This is a genomic window from Desulfitobacterium chlororespirans DSM 11544 (assembly GCF_900143285.1).
Taxonomy (GTDB): domain Bacteria; phylum Bacillota; class Desulfitobacteriia; order Desulfitobacteriales; family Desulfitobacteriaceae; genus Desulfitobacterium; species Desulfitobacterium chlororespirans.
Genome location: NZ_FRDN01000003.1, coordinates 431,633 through 446,847 on the forward strand (window position 1 = coordinate 431,633; position 15,215 = coordinate 446,847).

Genomic DNA, 15,215 nt, shown 5'->3' on the forward strand with positions numbered 1-15,215 from the left:
TTTATCCGTTGTTTTTCTTTTCTATCTGTTATTTTTTTATCTATTGCCCTCAATCCGTTCCATTCTCATTCCTGCTCAGCTCTTAGCCAGCTCCAGCAATTCCTCCAGATTCTTCTTGCCGAAAACGACTTTTTCATCATTGACCACAATAGCCGGTACGCTCATAATCGCGTACTTGTTTTTAAAATCAGGGTAATGAGCCACATCGATCATCTCCGCCTCGATCAGGAGATTTTTCAAGGCCATCAACTGAGTCAGGGTCACCACATCCGGGCAGAGAGTGCAGGAAAGCGAGACCCCGATTTTGAAGTTGACTTTCCTGTTCACTCCCCGGATTTTGGCCAGAGTCTCTTCCCCTACCGCCTGGCCAGGTCCTGCCGCATTATACAGGGCCAGAATAAAAGAGTTGATTTCGTGGCCGCCGGGTATGCCGTGAAACTGCACTCCCGTATAGGCCCCGTCCGGTCCCAGCACCGCCACGGCAGGGAAAAGGGTGATATTGGCTTCTTTCTCTCTGACCGCGTCCTCACCCCGGTTCAGGAACTCAACCTCCACCTTATCAGTCAGTCCGGCAAACTCGGACAGAAAGCTCCGCAGTTCCTCGCTGAACTCGCTGCCCCCCTCCAGAAAGGCCAGCAACCCAATCCGGTTTTCCAGCCGTTCCAGAATAGGCACCAGCTGTTCCTTAAGGGAGTCGTCCAATAACGAAGATCCCTGCCGGGTGACTGGAGTTTTCTCCTCATCACCCAGCTCGCCTGGTTCACCTAGCCCCAGCCGTTCCTTCTTCCCTACCAGATATTTCTCAGCGCTGGTGGCCGCGATGGCGCCGTCCGCTACGGCAGTAACCAGCTGCCGCAGCTCCTTGGGACGGATATCCCCTGCGGCATAGACCCCCTCCACATTGGTGCCCATGCTCTCATCGGTGGGAATATAGCTCCGCTCATCGATTCCGACCTCCTGAGCATATTCGGCGCTTTGCGGAATGTATCCCACGAAAACAAACACCCCAAAAGTCTGCTTCTGATCCGTTACATCATACCGCCATGTTTCGCCGCTCCGGTTATTCACGAATTCAGCGTAGCGCAGAACCGTATCCCCGCCCGCTTCCCGAAGCTCGGTGTTGAACTTCACCTCGATCTTCGGGTGGGCCAGAACTCTTTCGGAGATAGTTTGGGGGCAGGAAAATCCATCCCCCCGGACGATCATGGTGACTTTTCTGGCATAGCGGGTCAGGAAAATCCCTTCCTCTGCCGCAGCCAGCCCTCCACCGATCACGAAAACATCCATCCCTGTGAAAAACTCACCGTCACAGGTTGCACAATAGCCAATACCCCGTCCTCTGAATTCCTCTTCCCCAATAAAGCCCAGTTTTCTGGGCACAGACCCGGTGGCAATGATCACAGCCAAAGCCTCATATTCCCCTTCAGCCGTCCGGATTTTCTTAATATCCCCAGCTAAATCTACGGACTCCACCGCCGCCTGCCGAAATTTCACACCGAATTTTTCCGCCTGCCTGCGCATGGTCTGGCTGAGCTCTTCCCCTGAAATATTCAGGATGCCCGGATAATTCTCCACCTCGGAGGTGATTTTGATCTGCCCTCCGGCCCGGTCCCGGTCAATCACAAGGGTTTTAAGCTTCGAACGCCCGGCATAAATGCCCGCAGCCATCCCCGCACTGCCGGAACCGATAATAATCAGATCATAGAGTTCTTTCATAGAGCTTACAGCTTCCCTACCAGATCCAGGCTGGGTTTAAGGGTTTCTGCACCGGGCCGCCATTTTGCCGGGCAAACCTGATCCCCATGCTCCGCAACGAACTGAGCAGCCTGCACCTTGCGCAGCAATTCCGCTGCCTCACGGCCGATATTGTTGCTGTTGACTTCATAGGCTACGATCTTTCCTTCAGGATTGACCACAAAGCTGCCCCGCAGAGCTAAGCCCTCCTCTTCAATATAAACCTCAAAGTCCTTGGCCAGCTTGGCGGTTGGGTCAGCCAGCATCGGATAGCGGATTTTTCTGATGGTGTCGGAGGCATCATGCCAAGCCTTATGCACAAAATGGGTATCGGTGGACACGGAGTAAATCTCCACACCGATTTTCTTGAATTCATCATATTGATCGGCCAGATCCCCCAGCTCTGTGGGGCAAACAAAAGTAAAATCAGCAGGGTAGAATACGAAAACCGACCATTTGCCCAGCAAATCCGCTTTGGTTACCTCCTTGAAAGCACCCTCCACAAAAGCCTGCACCTTGAACTCGTTTACTTCTTTACCGATAAGTGACATAATAATTTCCCCCTTATCATTATTTTTTTATTGTGATCGGCAAAATGCCGGATCTATCTTCTCTTCTTTTGCTCATCTTCAATGATAATTATAATCTTTATAAATAAGTAATTATATTATATATTGTATCTATTTGCCTGGGAAAATCAAGTACTTTTTAGTCAATTTGCCAAATTTTTTTCCTACATTTATTTGTGAGACCTCTTCCTCCAAAGCCCGGCCGCTCCCCCATCTTAAGCTTTCCGGCCGGAAGTGAAAAAAAGACGGTTTTGCTTTGTGGGAAAAAGCAAACATCCATCCTTTTTTCGGCATATTATGCAATATCAAGATAAAGGGGTAATTCTTAATGTTCAATTCCACTCAAAAAAGCGCTGCCCAGACCGCCCATGAAACCGCCTTTGAGCTAAGCTTAGTCAAAGATGAAAGAATCGGCGATGTTCTTTTTCTCATTGCTTCTATTATCGCCTTAATCTCCACTTACCAGGCTGAGGAAGCCATCATCATCGAGGAATTCAGCCGGACACCTCAGCCGGATCGTTCTGCCCGCACGATCGCCGCGTCAAGCTGGACATTTTTGATCGGCAGCATCCTTATAGCTTATGTAGCCATCGTCAGATACCAGGAAATCGCAGCCTCTGCCCCTGATGCATCACCTTTAATGTTAAAGGGAAGTTGGTTCACTGCTATAGGGGATATCGTCAGCGTCATCGGCTTTGGTCTGTCCGCCCTGGGCGACCAGATGAAAGCCCATGCATCTTCCCAAGAACCAACCATAGCCCGTTAGCTGGAGCCATTGATTCCGGGACCCGTACCCCGTTCCAGGGTCCTCTGATCAATTGTGTAATAATTTAAAGCCTCTTCATCGATCTCCACACCTAAGCCCGGGCCCCGGGGTACCTGGATAAGGCCCCTTTGGACTGTTATCTCCGGCCGAATCACATCTCTGGCAAAATAACGCCGGGATGAAGATAAGTCTCCGGGGATGTAGTTGTCTTTTAGGCTGGCTAAATGGACATGGAGAATTTTTGATATTCCGCTTTCCATCATACTGCCGATCCAATAATGGATCTTATGCTTACGGCAGATCTCAATCATTTCTTTAACATAGGCCAGACCGCCTACGCGGCCCACCTTGAGATTGACAGCCTGACAAGCTCCTGACTCAGCAGCCTGGAGCAGATCCGCTTTGGTCTGGATACTTTCATCCAGACATAGGGGGGTTAGCATTTGTTCCTGGAGCCTTTGATAAGCGCCTGGATCTCCGGACGCCAAGGGTTCTTCAAGACACAGCAATCCCAGCTGATCAATTTTTCTCAGCTCGGGGAGCTGTTCTGCATGGAAACTTCGGTTCGCATCAGCCAATAGCATTAAATCAGGGTATTTTTCACGGACCCTCTGCAATTTGGCAAAACCGTCCCCAGGCTTGATTTTGATTTTAAACCGCACATACCCTTCTTGGAGATAGTCTTCGATTTGCCTGAGCAAGGTGGCCGGCTCCAGATCTCCCAGGACCATGCCCCCATAAATCCTCTCCTGGGTCTCTTCATCAAATACAGAGTCCATAATCGACTGCTGCTGCCGGCGGGCGAACCCGTCCAGAAGAGCGTTCTCTACTCCGGCCACAGCCATGGGATAACCCAAATCCGGCCAGGAGTGAATGGCAAAGGGGTGGGATATCTCTCCCTCCAGGAGTTGGGGAAGCAAGCGTTGAAGCAGGACTTCCTTGGCGCGGGGCAGGGTCTCCCCAGTATAAAAAGGCCCCTGGAAAGCAACCACCTCGCCAAACCCGAAATGGCCCAACTCATCCGTTACCTTAATCACCAGAGTCTCCCGCTGATGAAACAGAGCTTGGGAGGATTTAAAGCTGAACTTCATGGGCATGCGCAAATGGAACACTTCAATTTTCTCAATCCGCATAGGCCAGCTCTGCCAAATTCTTTTTCAGTATTTTGCCCGTGGCATTTCTCGGCAGCGACCGTAAATGCACTATTTTTCGGGGCAATTTATACCTGGCCAGTTTCCCGGCCAGATAATCCATGAGCTCCTCATCCCCCAAGGAGGAAACTACAAACAATACCGGTACCTGTCCCCACTTTTCATCCTTCATCCCGACAATGGCACATTCTGATATCTCAGGATGGGCATACAAAACCTGCTCAATTTCCTGAGGATAGATGTTTTCTCCTCCAGAGATAAGGATATCTCTGCGCCGATCCAGGATGTAGAGATACCCCTCCTCATCCACATAGCCCATATCCTGGGTGTTAAGGAACCCCTCCACCGCCTCTTTCCCCAGATACCCGTCCATAACCATGGGACTTTGAATGGATACTTCTCCGATTCCCTCCCCATCCGGATTAACAATGCGGAGAGTGACCCCCGGCAAGGGCAAGCCCACCGAATCCAGCTTGGCAGGGTTTTCCGCGACGCAAAAGGTCGTGCATTGACTGGTGGTCTCCGTCATGCCGTAGGATTTATAGATGGGAATCCTTTTCTCCAGGCAAATTTCCACCAAGGATTTAGGAATGAATTCCCCGCTCACCAAAACCACCCGCAAACGATGTTGGCGGATGCGGTTGACAATCCTCATCAACAGGGTGGGAACCAGGGAGAGCATCGTCAGCGAACCCTCTTCGATCCATTTTATGATCTGCTCTTCAGCGAATTTTCCCAGCAGGGTGACTCGGGTGCCATTATACAAGCTGCGCATTAAAATGGCTAAACCGCCGATATGATACATGGGGAGGACGAGCAGCCAGTTATCTTCTTCCCTGACTCCCAGAACTTGCCGGGAGGCCTGCACATGAGCATCCAACTGCTTCCCGCGCAGGGGCACCGACTTATAGTCACCGCTGGTTGCACTGGTATCCATAATCACCGCAATCTTCTCCGGGGCCTCTTCTTCCCGGCAGCGTGCCTGTTCATCATAGTCACCGGCCAGCACCCTTGCCAAGGGAATAAACGTATCATCGTCGGAAAAAGCCACCCGGATGTTTAATGTGTTTAACTTCTTTGCTCTTTCCTCCGCAGTCAAGCGGGTATTCATCATGAATACCTCGATCTGCAAAGCCTGCAGGGCCAAAAAAAACAGGGCCACGTCCACCGAATTAGGAGCGTAAAGAGCAACTCTGTCTTCGGCTTTGACAAAGGGATAGATCCGACCGGCCAGGTCGGTGACACGACGGTCCACTTCCTGAAAGGACAGTTCATTCAAAAACAGCTTATGGGGTTTTTCCAAAGCCTGCTTTTTAAGCCAGTTGACCACCATTGCTTTCCCCCGCCCTTCCTTAGTTCAGTAAAATTCGTTGGAATTCTTAAGGAAACTTGGGAAACTGCTGAAAATCAGGGCTTCGTTTCTCCTGATAAGCGTCCCGTCCCTCTTTCGCCTCATCCGTTGTATAGTACAAAAGGGTGGCATCCCCGGCTAATTGCTGCAGGCCGGCTAACCCATCCGTATCGGCATTGAAAGCCGCCTTGAGGAAACGCAACGCTGTGGGGGAATGCTGGAGAATTTCCCTGGCCCAGGTTACCGTTTCTTCTTCCAGCTGCTCGAAGGGCACCACCTTATTCACCAAGCCCATGGCCAAAGCTTCCTGGGCCGTATATTGGCGGCATAAATACCAGATCTCCCGGGCTTTTTTGTGTCCGACAATGCGGGCCAGATAGCCGGCCCCATAACCGGCGTCAAAGGACCCCACTCTCGGTCCTGTCTGACCGAAGCGGGTATTTTCCGAGGCAATACTTAAATCGCAAACAAGATGCAGAACATGACCGCCGCCGATGGCATAGCCATTGACCATCGCAATGACGGGTTTGGGAATGACCCGGATTAAGCGCTGGAGATCCAAAACATTAAGCCGGGGGATCTGATCCTCACCCACATACCCCCCATGGCCCCGTACCCGCTGGTCCCCTCCGGAACAAAAAGCCTCTTGATCCTGACCCTGACCATGATTGGCCCCCGTCAAAATAATGACGCCAATCCGGCTGTCTTCCCGGGCAACTATAAAGGCATCCATCAATTCCTTAACCGTTTTGGGCCGGAAGGCATTGCGGACCTCCGGCCGGTTGATAGTGATTTTGGCCATCCCTTCATAGGTCTCATAGATAATGTCTTCATACTGAGCGGCAGCCGTTTCCCAGGCAAATTTCATAATCATACCTCCAATCAAACTTTTTCACACCTTCAGGACTAAAAGTACCAGACCAAAAACACCAGACCAAAAGCATCACCTTAAGGCTTGGTTAACTCCCCCCAAAAATTCCGGACTATTTTCTCAAAAGCGGCGGGATTTTCAAGATGAGCATTATGTCCCGCCCCCGGGATCATCTCCCTCCTTATCCCTGGGTTTAAATCCACGATCTCCCGTCCAATTTCCCTATACTTCTCATCCTGTTCCCCATGGATGTACAGGATCGGCATGGGCAAAGCCGGGATCTGCTCCCTTAAACAGGGAAACACTCCCTGCCCGCTTCCCAGCAGAGTATTGGCCAGGGCATGGGGCGCATTCTCCAGACGCCTTGCCCTGATCTTAGCGCGGATTTCCGGAGGCAAGCGGGTTTGGGAGGCAAACAGAGGGAGGCTGGACCAGTGCTCAGCAAACCACTCGATGCCCTTTTCCAGAATCTCTCGGGCCAGCCAGGCATCCTGTTCTCTCCGCAGAGCCCGCTGCTCCTCATCCCCCATCCCATAAGCTGAACTCTCCAGAATCAGCCCCTGAACCTCCCGGGGATAAGCGGCACCGTAAGCCAAGGCAATACGCCCACCCAGAGAATAGCCCAGCAAGGAATACCTTGTGCAGCCTAACCCTGCAACCAGCTCATGGAGCTGCCCCAGCAGCACGGGCAAGCTATAGGGTTCCAGGGAAGAAGGTTTGGCGCTGCGGCCATGCCCGAGCAAATCCACCAGGACCATTTGACAGTCCTGGAGCTGAATAAATTCCCAGGTGCCGGAATTTTCCGCAAAACCATGCAAACAGACCAGAGTCGGCCCGGAGCCCTTTACCTCCGTATAATACCGGCAGTCCTCAATCGTAGTGAACACCTTTGTTTTCCTCACTTATCCTTTAATCAAGATTCGTCAACCGATCATGCAGCTCTTTGCTCAGCCGGGCATCGATTTTGACATTCAGCACCTTGACCCCACTTAAAGTCAGGGCTTCCTGAAAATTCTGCTCAAAGCTTTCATAATCAACCGGTTCATAATAAGTCAGATCATACAGGGTCTTAAGCCCGCTGAAATCCATACCGTGAGGGGTCATAAACAACAGTTCAAAATACTTATTTTCACTTTGGGGCAAATACTTAAAAATAGCACCGCCATTATTATTGAGGAGGACGATAATTAAATTCAGTCCATGGTTTTTCCCGATCAACAGGCCGTTTAAATCATGAAAGAAAGCTAAATCCCCTGTCAGCAGCACCGTAGGATGGCCGCTGGTGGCAACTCCCAAAGCAGTGGAGACCGTACCGTCGATGCCATTGGCTCCCCGGTTGCCTAAGACTTTAATCCTTTGCTGACGCGCCTCCAGAAAGTAATCCACATCGCGGATAGCCATACTATTGGCGACAAAGAGACGGCTCCCCTCAGGAAGACTGTCCTGCAGCCTTTGCACCAGTTTCCCTTCAAACAGCTCCTCCTCATCCTGAGCGAGATTGAGCCGCCGCCGCATGCGGGTTTGATAATGCCGCCACCGTCCCGGGTAGTCATCATTGGTATTGTAAACCTTAATAGACTGAGCAAAAGCCTTGGGTGACGCAATAAGATACCGGCTGATCGACAGGGAGGGCTCCCGGTATTGAAAGTGATCATTGACCTGAAAATACAGAACATCCTGATGCATGGCCGTGAAATTCTGCAACCGTTTGGAAACGGGAGTCTGACCAAAATGAATGATAAATTCAGGCTTTAATTCCATCTTAACCGCATCACTTTTTAGAAAGGCATCATAGCAATCCATGATCAGGGGATGGTCATCATTGCGAAAATTGGCGAGAGGATCAGCCAGCAGGGGTGCCTTTAAACGCTCTGCCAGCTCCAGGACCTCTCTGTGATAATCTGCGTAAGGATCACCGCCGCAGATAATGATCCCCTTTTTATCCTGGAAAACCGAACTGTCCATAGTCACCGAACTATCCATAGTCAGCCTCTTTTCCCCTGTTTTCCAGGCAAAAGGATAGTCCAAGCGACCCGCCGTAAAATCCACCTCATCCAAATCAGGGCTTAACGGTTCACGCAAAGGGATATTGATATGAGCTACCCCATATCCCCGATCCAGAGAACTTACATAAGCTTTGCGCATCACCCCGCGCACATACCGATACATGCCTTCCCTTTCTTCAGGAAGAGCCAGCTCTTCAAAGTACTTGGCGTAATCATGATAAAACTTGATTTGATCGATGGTTTGAGGAGCCCCCACCTGACGCAATTCGGGGGGCCGATCCGCCGTTAAGGCGATTAAGGGGACATGGGAATGCTTTGCCTCGACGATAGCCGGGAAGTAATGGGCCACCGCCGAACCGGAGGAACACACCAGCACAACGGGGCGCTCTTTTTCCTTAGCTATGCCTAAGGCGAAAAATCCTGCCGACCGTTCATCGATACTGACATAGACCTGAAAGCCGTATTCGCAAAACAGCACGGAGAGAGGAGTGGAACGGGAACCGGGACTAATGACCGCTTCACGCACACCGAGCTGGTATAATTCGTCAACCAGGGCCGCAATATAATTTGTCATCCTTGTTCCCCTTTATTACAGACTTTCCAGGATGGTTTGGGCTTTATGGGCCGTCTCTGCATATTCCTCCGCACATTCTGAGTTGGCGACGATCCCACAGCCTGTATAGGCATAAACTGTCCTTCCCTCAATGAGGGCCGAGCGGATTCCGGCCACAAAGGTGCCATCTCCATCTTCGTTCATGATACCCAGCGGTGCGGCATATAACCCCCGCTCATGCTTTTCCGAGCGGGCGATGATGGCCAAAGCCTCCGCCACCGGATATCCGCCTAAGGCCGGTGTAGGATGCAGGCGTGCAACCCAAGCGGTTAAAGAGCTATTCTCCTTGACCTTCGCTGCCAGAGGAGTCTTCAGGTGATACAAATTCTTAAGCTGCAACGTCGTTGTCTCTCCGATCAGGACTTCATCGCTGTAGGTGTTCATGACCTTGGCTATGTAATCCAGGACTATTTGATGCTCATGACGGTTTTTAGGATCGTTGAGAAGGGCCGTTTTCCCTTGCTCATCCCCTTCATCAGCATTCCGTGCCCTGGTACCCGCCAAAGCATAGCTCATGATTTGCCCTTTTTCCTTCCTCGCTACTATTTCCGGCGTTGCGCCTAGGAAGATCTTTCCCTCCTTGCCATAGGCAAAAATGAAGGAATGGGGATTTTTCTCCATAAGGTTTTTTAACACACCGGTAATAGACACCATGGTTTTACACTGAATTTTTATCTCCCGGGAAATCACCACTTTCTGTACTTTCCCGGCCAGAACTTTTTGTTTTGCACACTCGAATAATTCCTGCCATTCCTGATAGTCATCAGCAAGAACCTCATAATCATGTCGATGGGGAGCAAACTCTTTGGGGGGAATAGCGGAAATATCGGCTGTCTCATGGGCGTAATAAAGCTTTTGCCCGGCCTTTTCTTCAACCAGATAGTATTGGAAGGCGATGGTCTCATTGCCCAGCCCCGACCATTTCGGATCTTTAAGGGTGGGAAAGAAAGTTCTGGTGGAAAAGACATATGGATATCCCCGGTAACTCTCTCCCGGCTCAAAGGTTTTTAAACGCCTGGCCCCCATAATAAGCTGTTGCTGGAAAGGATGATAAAACAACACCCTCTCCTCATCTTCAAAGCTCTGCCAAAAAGCAAAGCTGTCTTTTAAGGCTGCTTCCTTCACTTGGTAGTTCAAACTTATCTCCCCGTTCAAATCCGCTTAAATCAAATAATGAACTAAAGTTCATTTCTTCATCTTGGATATTACTCTCATCCCTATTTATTGTCAATAAAAAAAACACCCCCCATAGTGTTTTAAGTAGTAAATGCCAAAGCCTGAGGAAAATTGACTTTCCTCAGGCTTTCCTTTTCAGTGAATTATTTCAGACCGCCTGATAATCGCTGGTTACCTTTCCTTCTATGCAGTCCTGTAAAACTGCTTCAACCCTTACTACGTCGTAGAGAAGAATATCCACAGGCATGCCCTGGAACGTAATCCATCCGCCGCCATTGATCCATGGCCCCCATTGGCCTGGGGGAATCATGGCTAACACCCCCTAGAATAACTCAGGGAAAATATCCTTGGGCAGCTCATCCCCATAATGAACATAGCTCAGGGTGAGTCCCTGAGGAGTTACCGTAACTCCCCCTCGTTTCCGGTCAAGGGAAATCAGTATATCCGGAATCTCCTCCGGCTGAATACGGTTTTTCCCCACATAAACCAAGGTCCCGGCAATAATACGCACCATATTATAAAGGAAGCCATCGCCGATGCAGGTAATCCGGAGATGGCCCTGATTCTCCGCCACTTGACATAGATAGAGGGTTCGTTCAAAGGTTTTGCTGGTTCCCCCTGCCGCTGAAAAAGCTTTAAAATTATGCCGTCCTACCAGATACTGAGCTCCTTGCTGCATCCTTTGCCAATCCAGCCTGACGGGTTCATGCAGAGAGTACAGCCGGGTAAAGACATCGGCTACCGGATGGTTATCGATCCGGTAGTCATAGCGCTTCCACTTAGCGGAGAAACGGGCATGAAAATTTTCAGTTGCTTCCTGGGCCGCCAGGATGCGGATATCCCGGGGGAGCAGACTATTAAAAGCCTTGGGAATCTTATCCACGGGGATCCGGACCCCGGTCCGGAAATTTACCACCTGACCGGCGGCATGAACCCCTGTATCTGTTCGTCCGGCTGTATTGAGGGTTACTTCTTCTTCCACCAGCTTAGCCCACACCGTCTCCAAAGTACCTTGAATAGTGGGGCCGTGGAATTCCGGCTGGCGTTGAAACCCATGGTAATGGGTCCCGTCATAAGCAACCTTCAGACAAATATTCCTCTTATCATCCATCTGGAAGCTATCCTTTCTATCTTTAATATAGCATGGCCTTTCTTTCCCATATTAAAACTCCCGTTCAACACCGTCAAGACACCGTTGAACCCCCAAGTTCCCCCGCCTCCCCATTGCCCCAGAAAAAACGACCATTCGCCCTGGAGAGAACTTTTTCTCCAAAGTTTGTGCCCCGGATAACTTCCCGGAAAGCTCCTTTAATCTCGGCCCGCCGCCCTTTCATTCTTATTCCGTTTTCTTCCTTTCCTCCCTTTGATACAATGCAATAAACATTTTCATCTTTATAAACTATTGAGGATGGTATGAGAGAAGGAGGACTACCTATGGAAGAAAAGAATCTTGAGGCTTTGTTGGAAGAGGATAGACAGTTCATCCCCAGTGAGGAATTCCACAAAAACGCACTTATTCAAAGCGCGGATATCTATGAACAAGGTCAAAGTCTCGGCTTTTGGGAGGAACAAGCTAAACAACTCTCCTGGTTGAGCCCTTGGGAAAAAACCCTGGAGTGGAACCCTCCCTTCGCCCAGTGGTTTGTCGGTGGGAAACTCAACGCCTCCGCCAACTGTCTGGATCGCCACCTCCATAATTGGCATCGCAACAAAGCCGCTATTATCTTCGAAGGAGAAAATGGGGACAGCCAGGTTCTTACCTACCAGGATCTCCATCGTGAAGTCTCAAAATTCGCTAATGTCCTCAAAGCCAATGGGGTGAACAAAGGTGATCGGGTCACCATCTATCTGCCGATGATTCCGGAAGCCGTGATTTCCATGCTGGCTTGCGCCCGGCTTGGGGCTCCTCACAGTGTGGTCTTCGGAGGCTTCAGTTCGGAGGCCTTGCGGGATCGGGTCATCGATGCCCAGGCTAAAGTCGTCATTACTTCCGATGGCAGCTTTCGCCGGGGCAACACCATCCCCTTGAAAGATAACACCGATATCGCTTTGGACGGCGTGGACTGCGTGGAACATGTTTTTGTTATTCAACGAACCAAGCAAACCGTGCAAATGAAAGAGAATCGGGACCTTTGGTATCATGAAGAAATGGCCAAGGCCTCCCCGGTGTGTCCGGCGGAGCCCATGGATGCAGAGGATATGCTCTTTATCCTCTACACCAGCGGTACTACAGGGAAACCCAAGGGAGTAGTCCACACCACGGGGGGCTATATGGTGGGGGTATCCACTACCCATCGTTGGGTCTTTGATCTCAAGGAAGAGGATGTTTACTGGTGCACCGCGGATGTGGGCTGGATTACCGGTCACTCTTATATTGTTTACGGCCCCTTGGCTAATGGAGCCACTGTCCTTATGTATGAGGGAAGTCCTGATTATCCGAACCGGGATCGGTTCTGGGAAATCGTCGAGAAATATAAAGTCACTATTCTCTACACCGCACCCACGGCCATCCGGACCTTTATGAAATGGGGCCCCCAATATCCCCAAAGCCGGGATTTATCCAGCCTGCGCTTATTGGGCTCCGTGGGAGAGCCCATCAATCCGGAAGCCTGGATGTGGTATTACAAATACATTGGCGGAGAACGGTGCCCCATCGTGGATACCTGGTGGCAAACCGAGACAGGTATGATTATGATGACCCCTCTGCCGGGAATTACTTCCTTAAAGCCCGGTTCCTGTACCGTACCTTTCCCGGGAGTCAGAATCGAAGTGGTGGACAGCGCCGGCCATCCCGTCCCCAAAGGTAGCGGCGGCTACCTGGCTATCAAGGAGCCTTGGCCTGCTATGCTGCGCAATATCTACGGGGATCCGGCACGCTTCGAGCGGACGTACTTCGGCAACTGGCCGGGAGTCTACTTCCCCGGTGATGGCGCCAAGTGGGATAAGGACGGGTATTTCTGGATACTGGGCCGGGTGGATGATGTCATCAACGTTTCCGGCCACCGGATCGGCACCATGGAAGTGGAAAGCGCTTTAGTGGATCACCCCTCTGTTGCCGAGGCTGCCGTTATCGGTAAAAACCATGAAGTTAAAGGGCAGGCCCTGGCCTGTTTCGTCACCTTAAAGGAAGGCATCGAAATCACTCCCGATCTGGAGAACGAGTTAAAGAAACATGTGGCGAAGAAGATCGGAGCTCTGGCCCGGCCGGATGATATCTTCTTTACCGCCGAACTGCCCAAGACCCGCAGCGGTAAGATCATGCGCCGCCTCCTCAGAGACATTGCCGAGGGACGTGCTATCGGTGATACCACCACTTTGGCCGACGCCTCTGTGGTCAATACCCTCAAAGCCAATTACCAGGAGTAAGTCAACCCCATAGTGAGGAGCCTCTCACTACTATGAGGCCAGGGATTCCCCTGGCCTTTCTTTAACCATCATCTCCAGCATTCCAAGCCGTCATCTTCCCTAGTGTATATTATAAGCCCTCGTAAATGTATATTTCTGTAAATATAAATTTTACAGCCCTGCAGCCATCTTAAATGAACCCTGTCAAAGATGACCAAAGCCATAATTTCATAATTACTGTCAATTCTGATCGGATTTTCTTGATCCCCAATGTTTCCCAAAGGAAAGGAGCGAGATTATGAATAAAACCACGCGCGGGTGGACTGTAACCTTTGCCGGCACAGGTATCAACCTTGCCCTGGGAGTGCTCTATACCTGGAGTGTTTTCGCCGCTGCCTTGACTGAGCAATTAGCCTGGTCAAAAACTGCCGCCTCCCTGCCCTATACGGTGGCCTGTGCGGTATTTGCTCTGATGATGGTTCCCGGAGGCCGCCTCCAGGACCGTTTCGGCCCCCGCTGGGTGGCTACGGCAGGAGGTATCTTCGCTGGAGGAGGACTTATCCTAAGCAGCTTGACGGATTCTCTCTTCATCCTCACTTTAACCTTCGGAGTCATCGCCGGAATTGGGATCGGCCTTGGCTATTCGGCAGCAACTCCTGCCGCTGTAAAATGGTTCCCTCCCCAAAAGAAGGGCCTGATCTCAGGCATCGTCGTCGCCGGTTTTGGGCTGGCCTCCCTCTACATCGCTCCCCTGACCAATTTTCTCATCGGCAATCTCGGTGTCAAAAGCGCCTTCCGCATTGAGGGATTTATTTTCCTCTTTGCCATTGTCGCTCTCTCCCAAGTATTAGCAGTTCCCCGCTCTACCGCCACCCCCACCGCTCCCTCCGCGCCGGCCTCTCCCCAAGCCGCCACTTCCCTCAATGCTCCCCCATCTTCTCCGCCTGCAGCAAAAGGGGATTTCAGCTGGCAGGAGATGCTTAAGGACCCCCGCTTCTATCTCCTTTGGATTATGTTCGCTGCCGGTGCTACTGCAGGACTTATGATCATCGGACAGCTCTCCACCATCACTAAGCTCCAGACCGGGATCTCCTGGGGTTTTGCCATGGTCGCTTTGTTGGCCATCTTTAACGCCGGAGGCCGGGTGTTGGCCGGCTGGCTCTCGGACCGAATCGGTAGAAGCTGGACCATGCGCATCTTTTTCAGCCTGCAAGGTCTTAATATGCTGGCCTTTACCTTCTACAGCAGCCCCGCTCTCATCGCCCTGGGGGCCATTATGACCGGTTTGAGCTATGGTTCCCTCCTTTCCCTTTTCCCCTCAGCCACTTATGACTTTTTCGGCACCAAAAACGGCGGTGTCAACTACGGGCTGATCTTTACCGCCTGGGGTGTAGGTGGAGTCTTCGGCCCTCTGATGGCAGGAGCAGTGGTGGATCTGACCAACAGTTACTTCTATGCTTATTTAATCGCTGCCGCTCTCTGTCTGATCGCCGCTTTCCTGACCATCTTCTTAAAAGGCAATCCCCTGGAAGCGGAAAAAGCATAGTCAAGACTACAAGCCAGACTTTGCGGGGCCGGAGTTTAGTTGTATGGCGGTCAGAATACGCCGACAAACCGACAAAGCGTAAACATT

The 15,215-nt window shown here is 51.1% G+C and carries 13 protein-coding genes; 3 read left to right on the forward strand and 10 right to left on the reverse strand.

From position 1 onward, the window contains the following. Positions 1–75 precede the first annotated feature (75 nt). Complete coding sequence (locus BUA14_RS01860; RefSeq protein ID WP_072771016.1) at positions 76–1,716, reverse strand: FAD-dependent oxidoreductase; 1,641 nt, start codon at positions 1,714–1,716, stop codon at positions 76–78. Between the two features lie 5 nt (positions 1,717–1,721). Continuing rightward, on the reverse strand, positions 1,722–2,285 hold the full coding sequence (gene ahpC / locus BUA14_RS01865; RefSeq protein ID WP_072771017.1) for an alkyl hydroperoxide reductase subunit C: 564 nt from the start codon (positions 2,283–2,285) through the stop codon (positions 1,722–1,724). A gap of 346 nt (positions 2,286–2,631) precedes the next feature. Between ahpC and BUA14_RS01870 the strand changes: the two genes are divergently transcribed. Beyond that, positions 2,632–3,069, forward strand: a complete 438-nt coding sequence (locus BUA14_RS01870; protein ID WP_072771018.1) for a hypothetical protein — start codon at positions 2,632–2,634, stop codon at positions 3,067–3,069. Here the strand turns inward: BUA14_RS01870 and menC are convergent. The 8 genes from menC to truA form a co-directional block, all read right to left on the reverse strand. After that, positions 3,066–4,202 (reverse strand): o-succinylbenzoate synthase, encoded by a 1,137-nt coding sequence (menC, locus tag BUA14_RS01875; RefSeq protein WP_072771019.1) that lies wholly within the window; start codon positions 4,200–4,202, stop codon positions 3,066–3,068. The genes BUA14_RS01870 and menC overlap by 4 nt on opposite strands. Beyond that, the gene (gene menE / locus BUA14_RS01880; RefSeq protein ID WP_072771020.1) at positions 4,192–5,553 is read right to left on the reverse strand and encodes an o-succinylbenzoate--CoA ligase; all 1,362 of its coding nucleotides are present in this window, start codon (positions 5,551–5,553) and stop codon (positions 4,192–4,194) included. The genes menC and menE overlap by 11 nt, the downstream gene beginning before the upstream one ends. Positions 5,554–5,599: 46 nt before the next feature. Next, positions 5,600–6,439, reverse strand: a complete 840-nt coding sequence (gene menB / locus BUA14_RS01885; protein ID WP_072771021.1) for a 1,4-dihydroxy-2-naphthoyl-CoA synthase — start codon at positions 6,437–6,439, stop codon at positions 5,600–5,602. Positions 6,440–6,519: 80 nt separating this feature from the next. After that, complete coding sequence (gene menH, locus BUA14_RS01890) at positions 6,520–7,329, reverse strand: 2-succinyl-6-hydroxy-2,4-cyclohexadiene-1-carboxylate synthase (RefSeq protein WP_072771022.1); 810 nt, start codon at positions 7,327–7,329, stop codon at positions 6,520–6,522. 22 nt (positions 7,330–7,351) lie between these two features. Beyond that, a complete protein-coding gene (gene menD, locus BUA14_RS01895; RefSeq protein ID WP_072771023.1) occupies positions 7,352–9,022 on the reverse strand; it encodes a 2-succinyl-5-enolpyruvyl-6-hydroxy-3-cyclohexene-1-carboxylic-acid synthase in 1,671 nt (556 codons plus the stop codon). Positions 9,023–9,037: 15 nt separating this feature from the next. Further along, entirely contained in the window at positions 9,038–10,216 is a 1,179-nt protein-coding gene (locus BUA14_RS01900; protein WP_084078314.1) for an isochorismate synthase, read from the reverse strand. A gap of 169 nt (positions 10,217–10,385) precedes the next feature. Then, positions 10,386–10,547, reverse strand: coding sequence for a hypothetical protein (locus tag BUA14_RS27755; RefSeq protein WP_178371598.1), 162 nt, complete (start codon positions 10,545–10,547; stop codon positions 10,386–10,388). 12 nt (positions 10,548–10,559) lie between these two features. Further along, entirely contained in the window at positions 10,560–11,348 is a 789-nt protein-coding gene (gene truA, locus BUA14_RS01905) for a tRNA pseudouridine(38-40) synthase TruA (RefSeq protein ID WP_072771025.1), read from the reverse strand. Positions 11,349–11,671: 323 nt separating this feature from the next. Between truA and acs the strand changes: the two genes are divergently transcribed. Continuing rightward, positions 11,672–13,603, forward strand: coding sequence for an acetate--CoA ligase (gene acs, locus BUA14_RS01915; RefSeq protein WP_072771026.1), 1,932 nt, complete (start codon positions 11,672–11,674; stop codon positions 13,601–13,603). Positions 13,604–13,880: 277 nt separating this feature from the next. Further along, positions 13,881–15,128 (forward strand): L-lactate MFS transporter, encoded by a 1,248-nt coding sequence (locus BUA14_RS01920; protein WP_072771027.1) that lies wholly within the window; start codon positions 13,881–13,883, stop codon positions 15,126–15,128. Positions 15,129–15,215: the final 87 nt, after the last annotated feature.